Annotated in this window: 17 protein-coding genes and 1 other annotated feature; of the genes, 11 read left to right on the top strand and 6 right to left on the bottom strand. The window is 35.7% G+C overall.

Going from position 1 to position 17,487, the window contains the following annotated elements; all coding sequences use genetic code 11:
• Positions 1-619 precede the first annotated feature (619 nt).
• Positions 620-1,300, bottom strand: coding sequence for a hypothetical protein (locus AC1Q6O_RS00335; RefSeq protein WP_342531652.1), 681 nt, complete (start codon positions 1,298-1,300; stop codon positions 620-622).
• 265 nt (positions 1,301-1,565) lie between these two features.
• Here AC1Q6O_RS00335 and AC1Q6O_RS00330 point away from each other — a divergent pair, with 265 nt between their 5' ends.
• Positions 1,566-1,832: a hypothetical protein gene (locus AC1Q6O_RS00330; protein ID WP_492400858.1), complete on the top strand. Its 267-nt coding sequence runs from the start codon at positions 1,566-1,568 to the stop codon at positions 1,830-1,832.
• Positions 1,833-1,954: 122 nt separating this feature from the next.
• On the opposite strand, the gene AC1Q6O_RS00325 is transcribed toward AC1Q6O_RS00330, so the two are convergent.
• Entirely contained in the window at positions 1,955-2,635 is a 681-nt protein-coding gene (locus tag AC1Q6O_RS00325; protein WP_342531648.1) for a hypothetical protein, read from the bottom strand.
• A 264-nt stretch (positions 2,636-2,899) separates the two neighbouring features.
• Between AC1Q6O_RS00325 and AC1Q6O_RS00320 the strand changes: the two genes are divergently transcribed.
• From AC1Q6O_RS00320 to AC1Q6O_RS00300, 5 genes are all read left to right on the top strand, one after another.
• On the top strand, positions 2,900-3,397 hold the full coding sequence (locus tag AC1Q6O_RS00320; RefSeq protein WP_036227100.1) for a hypothetical protein: 498 nt from the start codon (positions 2,900-2,902) through the stop codon (positions 3,395-3,397).
• Between the two features lie 553 nt (positions 3,398-3,950).
• The gene (locus tag AC1Q6O_RS00315) at positions 3,951-4,529 is read left to right on the top strand and encodes a dienelactone hydrolase family protein (RefSeq protein ID WP_342550700.1); all 579 of its coding nucleotides are present in this window, start codon (positions 3,951-3,953) and stop codon (positions 4,527-4,529) included.
• Between the two features lie 12 nt (positions 4,530-4,541).
• Positions 4,542-5,501 carry a LytTR family transcriptional regulator DNA-binding domain-containing protein gene (locus tag AC1Q6O_RS00310; RefSeq protein ID WP_427071431.1) on the top strand — a complete coding sequence of 320 codons (960 nt, stop codon included), beginning with the start codon at positions 4,542-4,544 and terminating at the stop codon, positions 5,499-5,501.
• Positions 5,502-5,647: 146 nt separating this feature from the next.
• On the top strand, positions 5,648-6,496 hold the full coding sequence (locus tag AC1Q6O_RS00305) for an ABC transporter ATP-binding protein (RefSeq protein WP_008176316.1): 849 nt from the start codon (positions 5,648-5,650) through the stop codon (positions 6,494-6,496).
• Positions 6,493-7,200, top strand: coding sequence for an ABC transporter permease (locus AC1Q6O_RS00300; protein WP_008176318.1), 708 nt, complete (start codon positions 6,493-6,495; stop codon positions 7,198-7,200). The genes AC1Q6O_RS00305 and AC1Q6O_RS00300 overlap by 4 nt, the downstream gene beginning before the upstream one ends.
• Positions 7,201-7,217: 17 nt before the next feature.
• Here the strand turns inward: AC1Q6O_RS00300 and ldmS are convergent, their stop codons facing one another.
• Both ldmS and AC1Q6O_RS00290 read right to left on the bottom strand, forming a co-directional pair.
• Positions 7,218-8,369, bottom strand: a complete 1,152-nt coding sequence (gene ldmS / locus AC1Q6O_RS00295; RefSeq protein WP_342550698.1) for an L-aspartate--L-methionine ligase LdmS — start codon at positions 8,367-8,369, stop codon at positions 7,218-7,220.
• 113 nt (positions 8,370-8,482) lie between these two features.
• Positions 8,483-9,067 carry a GNAT family N-acetyltransferase gene (locus AC1Q6O_RS00290; protein ID WP_342550697.1) on the bottom strand — a complete coding sequence of 195 codons (585 nt, stop codon included), beginning with the start codon at positions 9,065-9,067 and terminating at the stop codon, positions 8,483-8,485.
• 96 nt (positions 9,068-9,163) lie between these two features.
• On the opposite strand from AC1Q6O_RS00290, the gene pdxR reads away from it, so the two are divergent.
• Positions 9,164-10,525 (top strand): MocR-like pyridoxine biosynthesis transcription factor PdxR, encoded by a 1,362-nt coding sequence (gene pdxR, locus AC1Q6O_RS00285; protein WP_492400857.1) that lies wholly within the window; start codon positions 9,164-9,166, stop codon positions 10,523-10,525.
• Positions 10,526-10,674: 149 nt separating this feature from the next.
• Entirely contained in the window at positions 10,675-11,481 is an 807-nt protein-coding gene (locus tag AC1Q6O_RS00280) for an EcsC family protein (RefSeq protein ID WP_008176324.1), read from the top strand.
• A 47-nt stretch (positions 11,482-11,528) separates the two neighbouring features.
• Here the strand turns inward: AC1Q6O_RS00280 and AC1Q6O_RS00275 are convergent, their stop codons facing one another.
• Positions 11,529-12,497: a quinone oxidoreductase family protein gene (locus tag AC1Q6O_RS00275; RefSeq protein ID WP_089987084.1), complete on the bottom strand. Its 969-nt coding sequence runs from the start codon at positions 12,495-12,497 to the stop codon at positions 11,529-11,531.
• A gap of 64 nt (positions 12,498-12,561) precedes the next feature.
• On the opposite strand from AC1Q6O_RS00275, the gene AC1Q6O_RS00270 reads away from it, so the two are divergent.
• Complete coding sequence (locus tag AC1Q6O_RS00270) at positions 12,562-13,203, top strand: hypothetical protein (RefSeq protein WP_089987083.1); 642 nt, start codon at positions 12,562-12,564, stop codon at positions 13,201-13,203.
• Positions 13,204-13,239: 36 nt separating this feature from the next.
• Positions 13,240-13,502 (top strand) — a binding site (T-box leader).
• A 64-nt stretch (positions 13,503-13,566) separates the two neighbouring features.
• A complete protein-coding gene (locus AC1Q6O_RS00265; protein ID WP_089987082.1) occupies positions 13,567-14,808 on the top strand; it encodes an MFS transporter in 1,242 nt (413 codons plus the stop codon).
• A gap of 41 nt (positions 14,809-14,849) precedes the next feature.
• Here the strand turns inward: AC1Q6O_RS00265 and AC1Q6O_RS00260 are convergent, their stop codons facing one another.
• Entirely contained in the window at positions 14,850-15,578 is a 729-nt protein-coding gene (locus AC1Q6O_RS00260; RefSeq protein WP_008176332.1) for an IclR family transcriptional regulator, read from the bottom strand.
• Positions 15,579-15,816: 238 nt separating this feature from the next.
• Here AC1Q6O_RS00260 and AC1Q6O_RS00255 point away from each other — a divergent pair, with 238 nt between their 5' ends.
• Positions 15,817-17,478, top strand: a complete 1,662-nt coding sequence (locus AC1Q6O_RS00255; RefSeq protein WP_089987081.1) for a M20/M25/M40 family metallo-hydrolase — start codon at positions 15,817-15,819, stop codon at positions 17,476-17,478.
• The last annotated feature ends 9 nt before the right edge of the window (positions 17,479-17,487 follow it).

Raw genomic sequence — 17,487 nt, 5'->3', positions numbered from 1 at the left:
ATTGCTAGTTTTAATATGTATGAAGTATAAAGTAATAGCTGTCCTAGCAGCAGGCTCCTCCTTAGCTATACGAGCTTTGCTCCAATAAGAGATAGAGCCCTTTTTCTGTTGAGACTAACGGTGCAGGTTAGTTTAAGAGTGTTGTTTAACTTGTGTTCAACAATCGGGCCATATTATTGAATAACATTTTTATATGACACGTACCAAACGACGCTTTGGGAAGGTTACTGTTTGAAAGCCCTTGATACTGAAGAGGATCAGCGGACAAAACGCGGATATTATACGCTAAGGGATAACCAAAATTCATACCAAAATCAAGATACTAAAATATACAGTAGATATCCTTTTTTGTTAAATGCAATCAAATACATGATATATCTAGTGTTTCAGTCTTTACGTATAAAATATGTGTTTTGACGGTGCTATCCCGTATATAACTTTTAGGGGGACGAAATGGGAACAACGCAAATAAAAGAAGTAGCGAGAATGAAAGATGAATTTTCCTCTTAAACAAAATTAAACAGCCAATTCCGGTAAAATACCGTGAACTGGCTGTACAAATAAAGCTATTTGTTAGATTGTTTTCGAGAAAATTTAAACTTAAAATGATTTTTTCATTTTAATAAAGTGAATACTCATACGATAAATTTATGTTTTTACGAGCATAGTATTTGCTGCCGAAGCCCCCTGATATACTGAAACCAGCCTTCTCGAACCCTGCTGTCATATCTTGAGTAGTTTCAGCAGCAAGAGTTGTAGCTCCGCTTATGTTTACTTGAGTTGTTGGGAATTTGCCTGTTGTAGAAATGCCATTTGAATTTTGTTGTTCGATATTTGAAAATGAACTACCTATTTCCCACCAAGTTCCTTGAATTCCTTTGATTTCACGGAAAGATTGCGATGAATAAATTTCTAATCGAGCCTTTAAGTATGCTTTACCATAACCTGTACCAGTCGATTGTGAAACTTCTCTTTGAACATAATTTCTAGCCGAAGAAAGTTTTCCTTGAGCAGAAATTTCAGTAATCGATTCATTAGTTTCTACTTCTTGAACAGAAATTTCAGTAATCAATTCATTAGTATCTTTGTCATAGACATTTATTTGTTCAATACTCGGGTCATTAGTTTCTACTTCTTGAACATAAACTTCACTTTTTGCATAAGGGATTTTAACGAAAAGGTCACCCACCTCTTCTTTAAAAGAATCTGTTTCAGATGCACTTGCTGTTTCTGTAAAACTGAACAATCCACCAATTAATAGTACTGCTGCTAATGAGAAAAGAGATTTTGACTTTTTCATTTTTTCCTCCTAAATTATGATTTACTACAGTTGTGAACCGCAATTTCCCTTGCTTAGTGCTTACCTTATAATAGTTTAATTTTTTACCTATTATGGATTTTATTATACATAAAATCCATAATAAGTCAATTTTAATAATATTAAAAACTACCAGTAGCGTCGATTTTTGATAACGGGATTAGTCTGCAATCTGCTGGGATAGATACTCATTTAAAGCATGGAATATAGTTTGCTGTGGTAGAATATTTTCAAAGGAAGTGTTTATATGAAGGGATTTCTAAAGTATTTAAGTGTCCTATTCTGTTTAGTTTTATTAGGGGGGTGTAGCGAGCAGGTCAAGGAGGTGGACGGTGAATTTTTATTAGGGCAATTCGGTACTGATTGGAAAAAAGAAACCTTTTATTTGGTAGCACCAATTCGATGGACAGGTGATTCACCGATAACGCTAAAATCGATTGAATTCGTTAAAGATTATCCAGACCCGCTTACTACATACGAAGAAGATGGTATAAAATGCGAGAATGAAAGATGAATTTTCCTCTTAAACAAAATTAAACAGCCAATTCCGGTAAAATACCGTGAACTGGCTGTACAAATAAAGCTATTTGCTAAATTGTTTTCGAGAAAATTTAAACTTAAAATGATTTTTTCATTTTAATAAAGTGAATACTCATACGATAAATTTATGTTTTTACGAGCATACCATTTGCCGTCGATGCCCCCTGATACACTGAAACCAGCCTTCTCGAACCCTACTTTCATACCTTGAGTAGTTTCAGCAGCAAGAGTTGTAGCTCCGCTTATGTTTACTTGAGTTGTTGGGAATTTGCCTGTTGTAGATATGCCATTTGAATTCTGTTGTTCGATATATGAATTTGAACTACCTATTTCCCACCAAGTTCCTTGAATTCCTTTGATTTCACGGAAAGATTGCGATGAATAAATTTCTAATCGAGCCTTTAAGTATGCTTTACCATAACCTGTACCAGTCGATTGTGAAACTTCTCTTTGAACATAATTTCTAGCCGAAGAAAGTTTTCCTTGAGCAGAAATTTCAGTAATCGATTCATTAGTTTCTACTTCTTGAACAGAAATTTCAGTAATCAATTCATTAGTATCTTTGTCATAGACATTTATTTGTTCAATACTCGGGTCATTAGTTTCTACTTCTTGAACATAAACTTCACTTTTTGCATAAGGGATTTTAACGAAAAGGTCACCCACCTCTTCTTTAAAAGAATCTGTTTCAGATGCACTTGCTATTTCTGTAAAACTGAACAATCCACCAATTAATAATACTGCTGCTAATGAGAAAAGAGATTTTGACTTTTTCATTTTTTCCTCCTAAATTATGATTTACTACTGTTGTGAACCGCAATTTCCCTTGCTTAGTGCTTACCTTATAATAGTTTAATTTTTACCTATTATGGATTTTATGATACAATAAATACATAATAAGTCAATTTTAATAATATTAAAAACTACCAGTAGCGTCGACTTTTGATAACGGTTTTAGTCTGCAATCTGCTGGGATAGATACTCATTTAAAGCATGGAATATAGTTTGCTGTGGTAGAATATTTTCAAAGGAAGTGTTTATATGAAGGGATTTCTAAAGTATTTAAGTGTCCTATTCTGTTTAGTTTTATTAGGCGGGTGTAGCGAGCAGGTCAAGGAGGTGGACGGTGAATTTTTATTAGGGCAATTCGGTACTGATTGGAAAAAAGAAACTTATCATGTGGTAGTACCAATTCAATGGACGGGTGATTCACCGATAACGTTAAAATCGATTGAATTCGTTAAAGATTATCCAGACCCGCTTACTACATACGAAGAAGATGGTATAAAGTATGAGATTTTTGGAGCAGACCCATTAAGGAGAACTGGTATACACGGCGAAACATATGATAGGGAGTTAAAAAATATAAACGGTTTAGAAATTAATGGTGAAGGAAAAATTGTGATAAAACTTTCGCTGGGTGATGTAAAAGCAGATAAAGCACGGAGGTTGAAAATTAAATTTGATAGTGACGGAGAAGAAGTTGAAAAAATTGTTGTATGGAAAACACTTGAACAAATAACAACGGAAAATCGTTAAAAATTTATATGTTTTGTTATCAGAAATCATTAAGTTTCAGAGATTATAATATATACAAACTAAATCTTAATAACGTTCCCAAATCAAAGTTGGGCAGACGCAAAGGGCTAAGAAACGCTGAAAAACAAACGTTTCTTGGCTTTTTCTTTGGATATTGGTTATACAGCTTTTTATACAAAGGTATATAAAGATAGCCACAATAAGACTTTTCGATACTTTGCAGAAAACGTTGTAGGGGGTATTATCTGAATAAAAAACTGCATATAGAGATGTTGTAAATCTTTATTTTTCTCAATCCTATACTTTAATTGCTGGGGATTTAGATGAAACAATATTCAACAATCGGGCACATTAGTTGAATAAGAAACTAAATAAAGGACCACACATATTAGATATATCTAAATTGTGTGGCCCTTTATTTTCAACACTTTTCCCCATCTAACCTAAATATAAACTATTCTAGTAAAATAAAAAAACCCAATCCATTAATTACTAAAATATACGTAAACGTTAGTTTTTGTTACACTATTGGAAAAAGCGAAAAGAGGTCGTCATGAAAAGAAAAATATTTATATTACATGAAATATACGGCATCAATCAATTTATCAAAGAACAAGCCCAATCCTACCTTGACGAGTATACCTCCGTTTGCTGTGTTTCACTTTATCCAGAAGGAAAATCCTTTTCATACAAACAGGCACAACAAGCTTATGATTATTTCTTACATACAGTCGGCTTTGACGCACCTCTTGAGATGTTATCCAAAAAACTACTAAAGGCATGTGAAAAATATGATGAAGTAGTGCTAATTGGATATAGTGTAGGTGCCACATTAGCCTGGAGATTATCAACTCTTCCCTTACATCGAGTTATTTGTGTTTATGGCTCACGAATACGACAATTCTTAGATGTCCAACCATCATGTCCAACTTTGGTCATTTTACCTAGCTATGAAAGTAGCTTTGATGTGAATGCATTAAAACAGGAACTCAGACATAAATCCAATGTTCAAATGGAGCAATATCAAGGATATCACGGTTTTATAGATACTTATAATTCCAATTTTTGTCCAACTAGCTACATGCAAGCACACGCAAAAATCTTAAACTTTTTACGAGTAGAACAACATTAGGAGGAACAAACAATGGAACAACATATAGATATTTTGGTTGACCCTTATATTGAGGGAGGTAATGTGATATATCCGAGCTTTCCTATATCCTTACAACCCGGCATGATTATCGGCATCTACACGGATGTTTCTAAAATACATACTTTAATGCAATGGTTTATGAAACGAGATCATACATTTACATATTTCCGCGAAAGTGCACTCTATGAACGCCTTACTGTTCGTGAGCATATACGTTTTTATTTAAAATTATTCAAACGTCCAACTAATGAGGTTGAGGATTTATTAAAGATATTTAGCTTAACTGATCAAAGAAACATTCGAATTAGTAAGCTTTCTACTAGTGAAAAACAGCGATTAAAGCTATTGGGTACATATCTTCAGGAAGTGTCTCTTCTTGTATTAGAAGAACCCTTTCAAAATATCGATGAGTTTTCCAAGCAAAATGTCCAACAAATACTAAAAACACTCACAAAAAGGCAAAAAAGCATCATTTTACTTTCTAATAATCTAGAAGACTTAATGATTGCAAGTACTGCTATACATAGATTAGATGGGGCCGGCTTACATACCTTGGATGTTAAAGCGGAAGAATTAGAGCAAACACCACCTCCCCAACTTGAAAATTCACCGATTCGCATTGATAAAATTCCAACAAAGAAAAATGACAAGATCATTTTATTCAATCCACCAGAGATTGATTATATTGAAAGTGTGGAAGGTATCGTTTCTGTTAATGTTGCAGGTGAAGCCTACCCATGTACACTATCACTGAATGAGCTAGAGCAAAAACTGACACCATTCGGCTTTTTCAGAAGCCACCGTTCATACATTGTTAACCTACAAAAGGTTCGAGAGATCATTACATGGACACGCAATAGCTATAGCCTTGCACTCAACAGTACTGATAAAACCATTGTGCCTTTGTCGAAAAATAAACTAGCAGATTTAAAGGAAATACTCGGAATTTAGTAGATTTCCCAGGAAATAAACGACTCCTGTCACCTTCCATATTGTTTCGTTGATGGTCTTTTTTCCGCCTCTCATCTAATTTTTGCTGTGAACCTTTCACTTGTTGTTTATAGTTTAGACATCAACAACAAACAGGAGGCTTACACATGAACGCAGTAATTGATGTACAGCATTTGAAAAAAATCTTTAATAAAGAAACCGCCCTACAAGATGTTTCCTTTACTATACAAAAAGGAGAAATATTTGGTTTCCTTGGTCCGAGTGGCTCTGGAAAAACAACTACTATTAAAATATTGACTGCGCAAACTGAAAAAACGGCTGGAAATGTTCTATTATTTGGACAGCCAGCAGCTGACATGAAACAAAGTCAAAATCGTAAACGTTTTGGCATATTAACAGATAATAGTGGTTTGTATACTAGGTTATCTATTGAGGAGAATTTATTACTCTATAGTAAGTTATATGAGCTGTCAGTCACTGCCGTTAAAGAAGCTCTTGATTTTGTGAACTTATATGCTGATCGTAAAAAGAAGATTAGTCAGCTATCAAAGGGAATGATACAGCGGGTTACACTGGCTAGAGCTATTATGCATAAGCCCGAATTATTATTTTTAGATGAGCCTACTTCTGCCCTTGATCCTGTAAATACAGAACATATCTATAATGGTTTACGAAAACTGAATGCCATGGGGACAACGATATTTTTAACAACACATGACATGAGCGAAGCCGAAATACTTTGTGACCGAGTTGCTTTTCTGCATAAAGGGAAAATTCGAGCAATTGGTGCTCCAAGCGACTTGAAGCAGGAATTTGGCACCGATTCTCTGACTGTTGAGCTTACAGATGGTACACAAGAAGTTATTCAAAACGGCGCTCAAGATGCTGAGAAGCTGTATCAATGGATGAAAGCCAATGTCGTTACTCGAATCCATACAAATGAACCAACATTAGGCGATATTTTTATGCAAATAACAGGGAGTGATTTAGTATGAATATTTCAATGACAAGAATTCAAGCTATATTAATGAAAGATTATAAGGAATTTTCACGTAACTATGCTGTATCTTCGATGGTACTCTTACCGATAATTTTGGCATTTTTATATAACCAATCCGGTGCATCCTCTATCAACGCTTATCTCTTACCTATTAATATGACATTTTCAATGGTAACGGCTTATATACAATGCTGTTTAATTGCGGAGGAGAAGGAGAAAAATACATTACGCAGCCTGATGCTCTCCCCTGCCTCACTAGGAGATATATTAATTGGTAAAAGCTTATTTGTTCTTATCGTAACGATGATCGTGGTAGCTATGTCTATTTTTATTGTCGGATATAAACCATCTAACCTACTCATTTTAGCGATTTCATTAGTACTTTCTACTGTATTTTATATTGCACTTGGAACGATTTGTGGACTATTTTCTAAGTCTATTATGGAAGGTTCCATCATTGTTTTACCGGTTATCATAATTTTCTCTTTTGGCCCAATCGCCCTAAATTTTGCTTCTACTTATCCAATCCTAAAGATTGCAGAATGGTTACCAAGCTCACAATTATTACTGTTAGCAGAAGCATTAGAAGGTAAATATTCAATGTCAGATGTATTCATTCCTATGATTACGATAGTTGTATGGTCTCTACTTTCTTGGTTTCTCGCTGCATTTATTTATAAAAAAAGAATGGTCGATTAATGACCATTCTTTTTTTACTATAATAGTTCCTGCTCAAGTTTTTCAATCTCGCTAAGTTGATCGGCATACCATATTCCAACGAATCTAGAGGGAACAGGTTCATCGAAATAATCCCCGTCATAAAATGATAACGGAAATAATATTTTCTGTTCAACAAACTTCTTAATGGTTTGAAAGAAAACTTCATTTTCCTGTGGACTTTGTGCAACATAGGAGGCAAATTTATTGATAGGCTTACCTAAAGTATCATGAAACATTAGCATAGAGGTGGAGCCATTTTGGCGGAAATTCAAATCAATAGCCTGAACATCACCAGCCTCTGTGACAATTAAATCAAACCCTGCCACACCAACGAATCCTTCTGCAACGCCTTGCTCCATAATATGTCTTCCTACTTCGATGACCTTTTCAGGAACTTCATCTACTATTATATTACCGTGATAAATACCGTTTTCATCGGTAATTTGTTGAGAGGCTCCTAAATATTGAATACCTAGCTCCTCGGAGTAGACAAATTGACAGCTATAATTGTCCTTTGTCTGTAATAACTCCTCAATAATTATGCTCTCCGTTCCAGTCATTCGGAATTGCCGCAGACCTTCCGTCAGTTCCTCTTTATTATGGCAAATGATGACTCCATATCCTCCAGAGGTTGGGGAATCATCGCCCGGCTTAAGGACCACAGGCGGTTGCCAATTTTTGATGGCATCTGAGAGCCTATAGGTTTCAACATTTAAACGACTCGGAACAAATTTGCTATCGATTAAATGATCAATATATGCTTTTGAATTCAATTCATTAAATTTCTCGGCATCCATCCAATAGCATTGACGGTCCATATGATCCAAGTCATGTATATATTGACAAACAATCGTTTTGTCGTCTTCACACCAAGAACGAATATGAGCTAAATACTCCTCCTGTGTGTCATAACTAAAAGGCTGTTCGACCCATGGTAAACCTGTTAATCGATGTAGTTCCTGAGCTTTTTCAGTTTGGGTAGCTCGGTGCACTAATACAGGAATATCAGCAATTGCTACTTCTCTAGAGGTTAGGGCATCCAGTTTATGAGGATCGTCCATCATCCATGGATTATCACTAAACGGCGTTCTTGGTGTATAAACTGCATTCTCACCATAGATTTGTCTTAGCGTGTATTTTGGTTTCAAGTAGATTACCCTCTTTCAATTTTTAAGTACTCTACCCTTCCCCTTATTTTTTGACACTTTTTAATAGAAAAAAAAGTCTTAGCGGCCAATAAAAATCCATTAAAACCCAAATATTAATTAGATTCGCCTAATAATTGATTTAAGTGAATTTTCACCTGCGGCCACTCCTCTAACGTCATACTATACATGACTGTATGGCGAGTGGTTCCATCTTTACGAATCATATGATTCCGTAATACACCTTCCTTTGTCGCTCCTATACGCTCAATAGCTTTCTGAGATTGAATATTTTCATGATCAGTTTTGATTTGAACTCGCTGTAAAAGAAGGATTTCAAAACAGTATTGTAATAATAGGTATTTACAATTTGTATTAATAGCGGTACGCCAGTAGGCTGGTGTCAGCCATGTTGTTCCTATTTCAACCCGCTGATGTGTATCATCTATATCCATAAAACGTGTAGACCCTATGATCTCTCCCGTCTTTTTATCCACAATAACAAAAGGAAATTCTGTTTTATTACGCCTCATTAATAAAGCATTTTCCACAAAGTTATTCACATCCACGATTTTTTCAATCGTTGTGGACATATGTGGCCATATTTCTGGATAACTCGCCGCCTCTAGTATCCCCGATAAATCATTTAACTCTAAAGGCTTTAGTTTAACTATTTCATTTTCTAATGCAATAAATTCCATGATGTATCACTCCTTTTTTAATTATTTAACGGTAAAATTGATATGATGGAAAGTACCAATTATTAAAAACCAGACCATATCAGAGGAGGTTATCTTGTGGAGCTATCCATTTCATTGACAGGAGATTCAGCCAAATACATTCAGATTTACGAAGAAATTAGACAGTCTATTTTATCTAAAAGGCTATTAGGTCATGAGCAATTACCCTCTAAGCGAGCCCTTGCACGAACTCTCGATGTAAGTGTACATACTGTGAAGGAGGCTTATGAACAATTACTGGCAGAAGGTTATGTTTATAGTAAAGAACGGTCGGGTTATTTTATTGCTCCCTTTGAATTTGATTGGGTACAAGATGAACAGCAGCATGAGGTTCCTCTAAGGACAATCATATCCAATGACATTCAGTATGATTTTCATAACGGGCATGTGGATAACGAGGCTTTTCCCTATTCACTTTGGCATAAGCTCCTGAAAAAACATGTAAACAGGAATAATTTATCCACAAGTCCTTGGGCAGGAGAAGACGTTTTACGATCTGAAATTGCGCGCTATGTACAACGTTCACGTGGCGTTGTTTGTGATGCCTCACAAGTGTTTGTTTATGGTGGAACACAAAGTCAACTTCAAGCCCTTAGTCTCTTTTTAGGTCCCCAGAGTAAGGTCGGAGTAGAAGAACCGGGTTTTAAACGGGCACATACTACTTTACGACAATGCGGTTTGTCTACAAAGGCCATCCCTGTGGATAAAGCCGGTATAACTCTTCCTTCAAAAACAATTCACATGTTATACACAACACCAGCTCATCAATTTCCTTTGGGCATGATTATGACCGTAGAGAGAAGAGCCGCCTTGTTGCAATGGGCAAATTTGAATGAGGCATACATTATTGAAGATGACTATGACTCAGAATTTCGTTATAAAGGGCTGCCAATCCCCTCTTTAGCAAAAATGGATCAGCTTCGGCGAGTTATTTATTTTGGAACATTTTCTAAAACGTTGCTGCCTTCTTTGCGAATCAGTTATATGATTTTACCAAAGTCATTAATTGCATCGTTTAATGCCTTTAACCATGATCAAAAATCAGTTGTCTCCAGAGTAGAGCAACTTGTTTTAGCTGATTTCATTGGACAAGGTCAATTTGATAAACATTTAGCGAAAATGCGGACAGTTTATCGTAAAAAACAACAAGCTCTACTAACTGCTATCTCCACTCATTTTTCGGAGGAATTTCAAATCATCGGTGAAAAATCTGGGCTACATATCGTGATGAAGTTACCTAATAGACTCTCTGAGAAAAATGCGATTCAACTTGCTCAAAACATTGGAATTCTTGTCTATCCATGTTCTACTTCCTATCAGCATGGTACAGAGGATACTTTAATCATTTTAGGCTATGGGGGACTGACACTTCAGCAAATAGATGAAGGTATTGCACTCCTTGCTTCCATCTGGCAATAACATATCATTTTATTAGATGGTCGGAGTCCATTTGTACTTGAACCTTTATTTTCGACACAAAAAATATACAGATGAATCAAGACAAGGCGAAACCTTATACTATTTTTTTCGTATGTAAAGTAAAAGAACACATAAGGGGATAGACAATAATGGAGAACCGTCAGCTATTAGAGCAGCACTTGCAGGAAATTCAGGTTTGGGAAAAGGATCAAAAGGATTTATGGTTTTGGGAGAAACTAGGTAGAATACCGTTTAAGTTGTTAGATAAAATGACGCCTACTTTTATTCAAAATAAAATTGCATTATTAGTCGATGAATTAGGGAACTACATACAATCCGGTGGAAAATATTTAATCAATGAACAAGCCATGATTCAAAAAATCCGTAACCATTCTTCCACAGAGCATATTTTGGGCATTTCAGATATTGGTCAAATCCCATTAGAGGATATGATTACTCTTAGTGATAAATTGCAAAATGAGCGTGTAAAGTTTGCGACTGTTCAAGGGGCTTCTACTGGATTTGGCGGAATATTTACCTTGGCTATTGATATACCTGTTATTTTAGGAACCGCACTGAAGACATTGCAAGAAATTGCTATTATACATGGCTATGACCCTAACGATAAAATGGAGCGAATTTTTATTGTGAAATGCCTGCAATTCACATCAGCAGATATCGTCGGTAAGGAAGCCATCCTACAGGAGCTTTCCACTATGAATAGTACTAATAAAGCTACTGATAATATGATTTCCCAGCTACAAGGCTGGCAGGAGGTATTTTATACGTATCGGGACCAGATGGGCTGGAAAAAACTGTTTCAAATGATACCTATTGCTGGTATGATCTTCGGCGCATACGCAAATAAAGGCATGATTCAAGATGTTGCTGAAACGGGTATTATGCTATATCGAAAAAGACGTATATATGAAAAACTAAATGAATTAGACCGTTGATAAAGAGAGATGGCGCTCTTCCTATGAGCGTCACTCTCCCCTTGTTTCTATATTTTTATTACTATTTTTCCCTGATGCTGACGACTTTCCATCAGTTCATGAGCCTTCGGCATATCCTCTAATGAAAATTCTTTAGCAATAGGCACTTGAAAACTATCCTCTTTTAATAAAGTAAAAATATGTTGAGCAACCTGTTGTAACATTTCCGGTCTTAAGTCCCTAGTCGTACCAAGACTAAATCCTTTTACATTACGACAGCTACTATGTAAATTCGATGTTTTAATAATTCCTGCCTTGCCTCCACTATTGCCGAATTGTACAAGTGTGCCATATGGTGCTAGGCAAGTTAAGCTTTCCTCTGTTATAGCTCCCGCAATGGAATCAAAGACAATATCGGCACCAAGACCTCCAGTAAAGCCTCTTACATGTTCACTAAATTGATCGTATGTAAGAACAAGATCTGCCCCAAGCTGATAAGCTATCGATGCCTTCTCCAAAGTACTTACAGTTCCAATAATTTGTTTAGCGCCTAGCTTTTTGGCCATTTGAATAAGCATTGTTCCTACCCCACCAGATGCAGCATGAATTAATACCGAATCATTCTGACTAATAGGTGCTATCTGATGTGTTAAGATGTACGATAAAAACGATACAGTTGGCACAGCTGCTACCTTCTTTAGCGGTACATCATAGGGGACTTTAAAAACCAATTGTTCCTTTGCTACGACATACTCTGCATATGCACCATTTATCGGAAATGCAATGACCTGGTCCCCCTTCTGAAAATTGCTTTTCTCATTAAAAACCTCTTCTACAATACCAGCAACATCTAACCCAAGAATCATTGGAAAATTTCCTTTAGCCTTATTACCTGTACGGTTTTTAATATCTGCATAGTTCACACTCGTATAGATTGTACGTATTAGGATTTCTCCTGTAGAGATTGTAGGCTTTGGATATTCCGTATATGTTAATACATCAGACGTACCAAATTCATTTATTACTATAGCCTTCATTTTTTTCTCCCTCCTTGTTATAGTCGAATTATAAACTAAATTTCCAAAGACTGGAGATATCTTTATGAAAATTAAACCTAAGCAAGAGAATTGTAATGGAATGCCCTATGATTTTTTTGATCAAAACAGCAATAGCATATGCTTTATGTTATCTGGTACAGGCTATAGCTACGAAAAACCTGTTCTTTATTATTCACGATTACTACTGTTAGAGCTTGGATATGATGTTATCCAAATCAATTATTCGTTTGAACAACAACTGTTTGAGCAGGAACCACAGGCCATTTCAAATATGGTCTATAGCGTTGTCAATCCTATTGTAGAACATTGCTTAAGAACAAAGCCTTATACAAATGCCGTTTATATAGGCAAATCATTAGGCACCTTACCTATAATAGATTTTTATATGCAACAGTCGTCTTTAATACCTACTCGATATATACTCTTAACACCTCTATTGTCACTAGACCATACAATGGCTAATCTATTAGATAAACAAGCATTTTTGGCGATTGGCACAGCAGATCCACATTTTTCACAGAAAAAAATAGCTCAACTTACTACTCTCGATCTCGCTGTTTTTGATGGTCTTAATCATTCCCTTGAGGATGCTTCCAATATGATTCATACTATCCAGTTTTGCGAGTCGCTTTTCATGCAACTGAAAGCTTACATTCAAAAAAATGGACCATCTATTTCAATGTAGCGCTTTACCAAAATTATCTATATATGCTACACTATCCAAAATACAGTGAAGAGAAGAGTAAATAAGGCTGTTCTTCCCAGAGAGCTCCGGTTGCTGAAAACGAGCAAGAACTAATTATTGAAACAAGCCTCAGAGTTGCGCATTGGATTTCTATTAGAATGATGGTGCGACGGGTACTCCCGTTATAGAGTTACAGTATAAGCATTCATTCATGCCGTACTGAAAAGGCTATTATGGCAACATACTAGTGAACTAGGGTGGCACCACGTGAGCATAAATTCTTCCGTCTCGTCCCTAAGACTACTGTCTTGGGGGTGGGATTTTTTATTTTGCAAGATCACTTTTGCTGAAGGAGGAATTTATATGAAAAAATCTTTAAAATCGTGGCGCTATCCAATTATCCTTTTAAGTAGTATTGGTATTTCTAGTATCGGTGAATGGATTTATTTTATTGCTTTGAACCTTACTGTACTCAATCTGACGGAATCAGCACTTGCTGTTTCTGGCTTGTATATTGTAAGGGCCCTCTCCACATTGTTTACTAATTTTTGGTCTGGTAGTTTAATAGACCGCTTTAATAAAAAACACCTGATGATTCTATTGAATCTTTGCCGGTCCATATTGATTGTCGCACTTCCCAGCTTTTCGAGCATAGGATGGATTTATATTTTAGTCTTTATCATTACAGCTACTAGTTCTATGTATCATCCTACCTCTATAACTTATATCACTAAATTGATACCGATAGAGCAAAGAAAACGCTTTAACTCATTACGTAGTTTGCTTGATTCTGGGGCCTTCCTAACAGGTCCAGCTATAGCAGGCTTTCTATTTACAATAGGCACACCGAATATGGCTATATACTTAAATGCTATTGCTTTATTTTTATCTGCCTGCATAACTATAAAGATGCCAGACGTTGAAGGACATGTACAATTAGGCTTTGCTCATCGTACAGAAAATGCAACACTTTATAAAATATGGCTCCATGATTGGAAATTGGTCATCCATTTTAGCTTAAAAAATGCCTATGTGATGGCAGTCTATTTATTATTTAGTGCTACCATTGTATTGATGACAGCGACTGATTCTTTAGAGGCTGCTTTTGCCACTCAAGTACTTGCTTTATCAGAGGGAGAATATGGGGTTTTAGTCAGTATTGCAGGTGTCGGTGTATTAATTGGCTCTCTAACCAATTCAGCCTTTGTTGAAAAAACCTCTACTGCTTGGTTAATCGGCATGGGGTCTATAATGACGGCCTTCGGTTATTTACTGTTTACTTCTTCCTATACTTTTTTTATGGCAGCTTTAGGTTGCTTTCTCTTATCATTCGCAACAGCTTTTGCGAATACAGGTTTCTATACTTTTTACCAAAATAATATCCCTGCTGAAAGCATGGGACGTATAGGGAGTATTTATGGTTTTTTTGAAGCCCTTTTCATCATAATTCTGACTGCTGCATTTGGAATGACTGCTGAATTTATTTCTATACGATTTGTTATAGTAAGTGCCTCATTTGTCATGGTGATGGTAGCTTTCATTTTATTTATTTTAACGATACGCCCGTCTAAAGCGACTTTGTATCAAAGTACTTCTCCTAGGTAAACAAAAAAAATAGGGCTTTTCCTTACGTGGAAAAGACCTATTTACATATGACCTAGCTCTTGTGAAAGTAGGTGAGCAGCTCTTGTGACTTCCTTTGCAATACTTTCTAATTTTTCAGTATCTGTATCATACTCAAAACACTCTGCGCTAATAGCTGCAATTGGTTCTTTATTTAAATCAAAAACAGGTGCCGCCACCGATACTGTTCCCTTTGTTTTTTCTCCATAGCTAATGGAGTATCCCTTATCTTTGATGACATTTAATTGTTCCATTAACTCTATTTTTTCAAGATCATTTATATTTTTTAGAAAGCCTGCATGCATTTCCTTCTCTGAGAATGCAAGTAATACCTTATTCGCTGCTCCAATCGGATAGGGGATTTTTTCACCTATCATATCAATGATACGTACATTTTTTGGGCTATCTACACGATCAATAATAATAGAATTATTTAGTTTTGGAATATTTAAATATGTTGTTTCCCGCACATTAATGGCAAGCTCTTCTAATAAAGGATGGGCTTTTTCTCGGATATTTGTATGGTGGTACATTTTCATGCCGAGCTGTAACCATGTATACCCTAAACGAAATTCCTTTTTTTCCTCATTTCTTTCTACTAAATCAAAGTTTTCTAATGTATACAATAAACGATAAATTGTACTGCTAGGTAAGTCTGTTTCATTATATATATCTTGAACAGAAAAGAATCGTTTAGGATTCTTGGCTAGTACATGAATAATCATCATTGCTCTTTCAATGGATTGAATCATTGCTCATCCTCCTTTTATTCATTTTAACGAATTTTTACTCATTTATATAGACTTGCAACCGAATAAATTAATAAAAAGAAACAGAATTTTATAAAAATGAAAATTGACGTTTACGATTTTTTCTTATATGATGAATTATATTCCACAATGCGGATTTATTTTCATATAACGAAACAATTAAGTAAATATAGTTGCTATTTTGAATGATATCTAATCGAACAAAAAAGGAGCAATATACATGTATTCACAACTAAGACAGTTACCCATCGCAAAGCAAATTGAAGAGCTTACAAATGAGTTAGTAACTATTAATAGTATTAATGGTACTCAAGGTGAAGGGAAAATTATCGAGTATATCTATGAGAAAATGAAGGAATTCCCTTACTATCAAGAAAACCCTGCATTTCTTTGGACTTTAAACGTAAAACAGGACCCCATTGGCCGAAAAAATCTTTTTGCCTTCGTAAAAAGTCTTCATGCAACAAAAAAGACAATTATTTATCACGCTCATTTAGATACAGTGGATATAGAAGATTATGGTCATTTAAAAGAGTTTGCTTTTTCTCCTACCAAGCTTGAGGATTTCTTTAAAACCTATGAAGGAAATACGGATGTACAGAAGGATGCTCAAAGTGGCGACTGGATGTTTGGGCGTGGAGCTGTAGATATGAAAAGCGGAGCTGCAGTCCATATTGCCAATATTCAATATTTCACCAATCATCTTCATGAATTAGAAGGAAATATATTACTTATTTTAAACGGTGGCGAAGAAGCAGAGCATAATGGAATTATTGATGCATTAGATGAGCTTAATCGTTTAAAAATGGAACAAGCACTAGATTTTCTAATGGCGATTAATACTGACTTTACAACTCCTTTATATGGTGAAGATCCTCACCGTTATATTTATACTGGTGTTGCAGGAAAGTTACTACCCTCCTTCCACATTTATGGGCGGGAAGTACATGTGGGAGATACATTAAGTGGTATCGATCCCAATTATGTGGCAGCTAAAATAACAGAGCATATTCATAATAATTTAGCATTAACGGAGGCAATTGCAGGAGAAACTATCCTTCCACCTACATGCTTATACCAACGTGACACCAAAGAATCCTATACGGTACAAACGGCGTCTACTAGCCACATTTATTTTAACTATTTTTTATATGAAGAGTCACCAGATCATGTTGTTAAGAAACTTAAGTCTGTCGCACAACAGGCATGTCTTGAGGCAGAACAATATTTACAGCTTCAGTATGAGAAATATATTGAACGCTCCAACGTACCTAAGCGTTCATTATCATGGCATATAGAGGTTGTTACTTATGATGAGCTTATTGTTTATTTAAACGGAAAGGGTATTCAAACCGAGCCTATTATTGCTGATGTCTTGAGAAAAAATGCAGGCAAGGAATTACGCCAACAGTCGTTTGCAATCGTTGATGCCCTGCAAAAGGCAGATCCAGAGCATAAGCCTCGAGTTGTGCTATTCTTTGCACCACCATTCCTACCCCATAATTATTTAAAGGAAAATGTGGTAAGAGATCAGTTATTAAAGCAGACCATATCACAAGTCGTTGATGAGGTAGCGTATGAAACAGGCGAAGTATTTCAAGTTAAGCGCTTTTTCCCTTACTTAGCGGATGGAAGCTTCTTATCTATTCATTCTACCCAAGAGGAACTTCAAGAGTTGCTCAATAACTTCCCAAAATGGGATACACTCTATCCCCTACCATTTGAGAAAATAAAGGAAATGAATATCCCTTCTGTTACTATGGGTGTATACGGAAAAGATGGACACAAATGGACTGAGAGAGTTTATAAGCCTTATTCCTTCGGCGTGCTACCAAAGCTAATACAGAAAGCTACAAAAGAAATATTCAAATCCAAACTTTAGTATCGAAAA

The sequence above is a fragment of the Lysinibacillus sp. GW823-FHT06C08 genome, from assembly GCF_058795135.1.
Note: the sequence above shows the minus strand (reverse complement) of the source record. Positions and strands in the feature narration are given on the sequence as shown.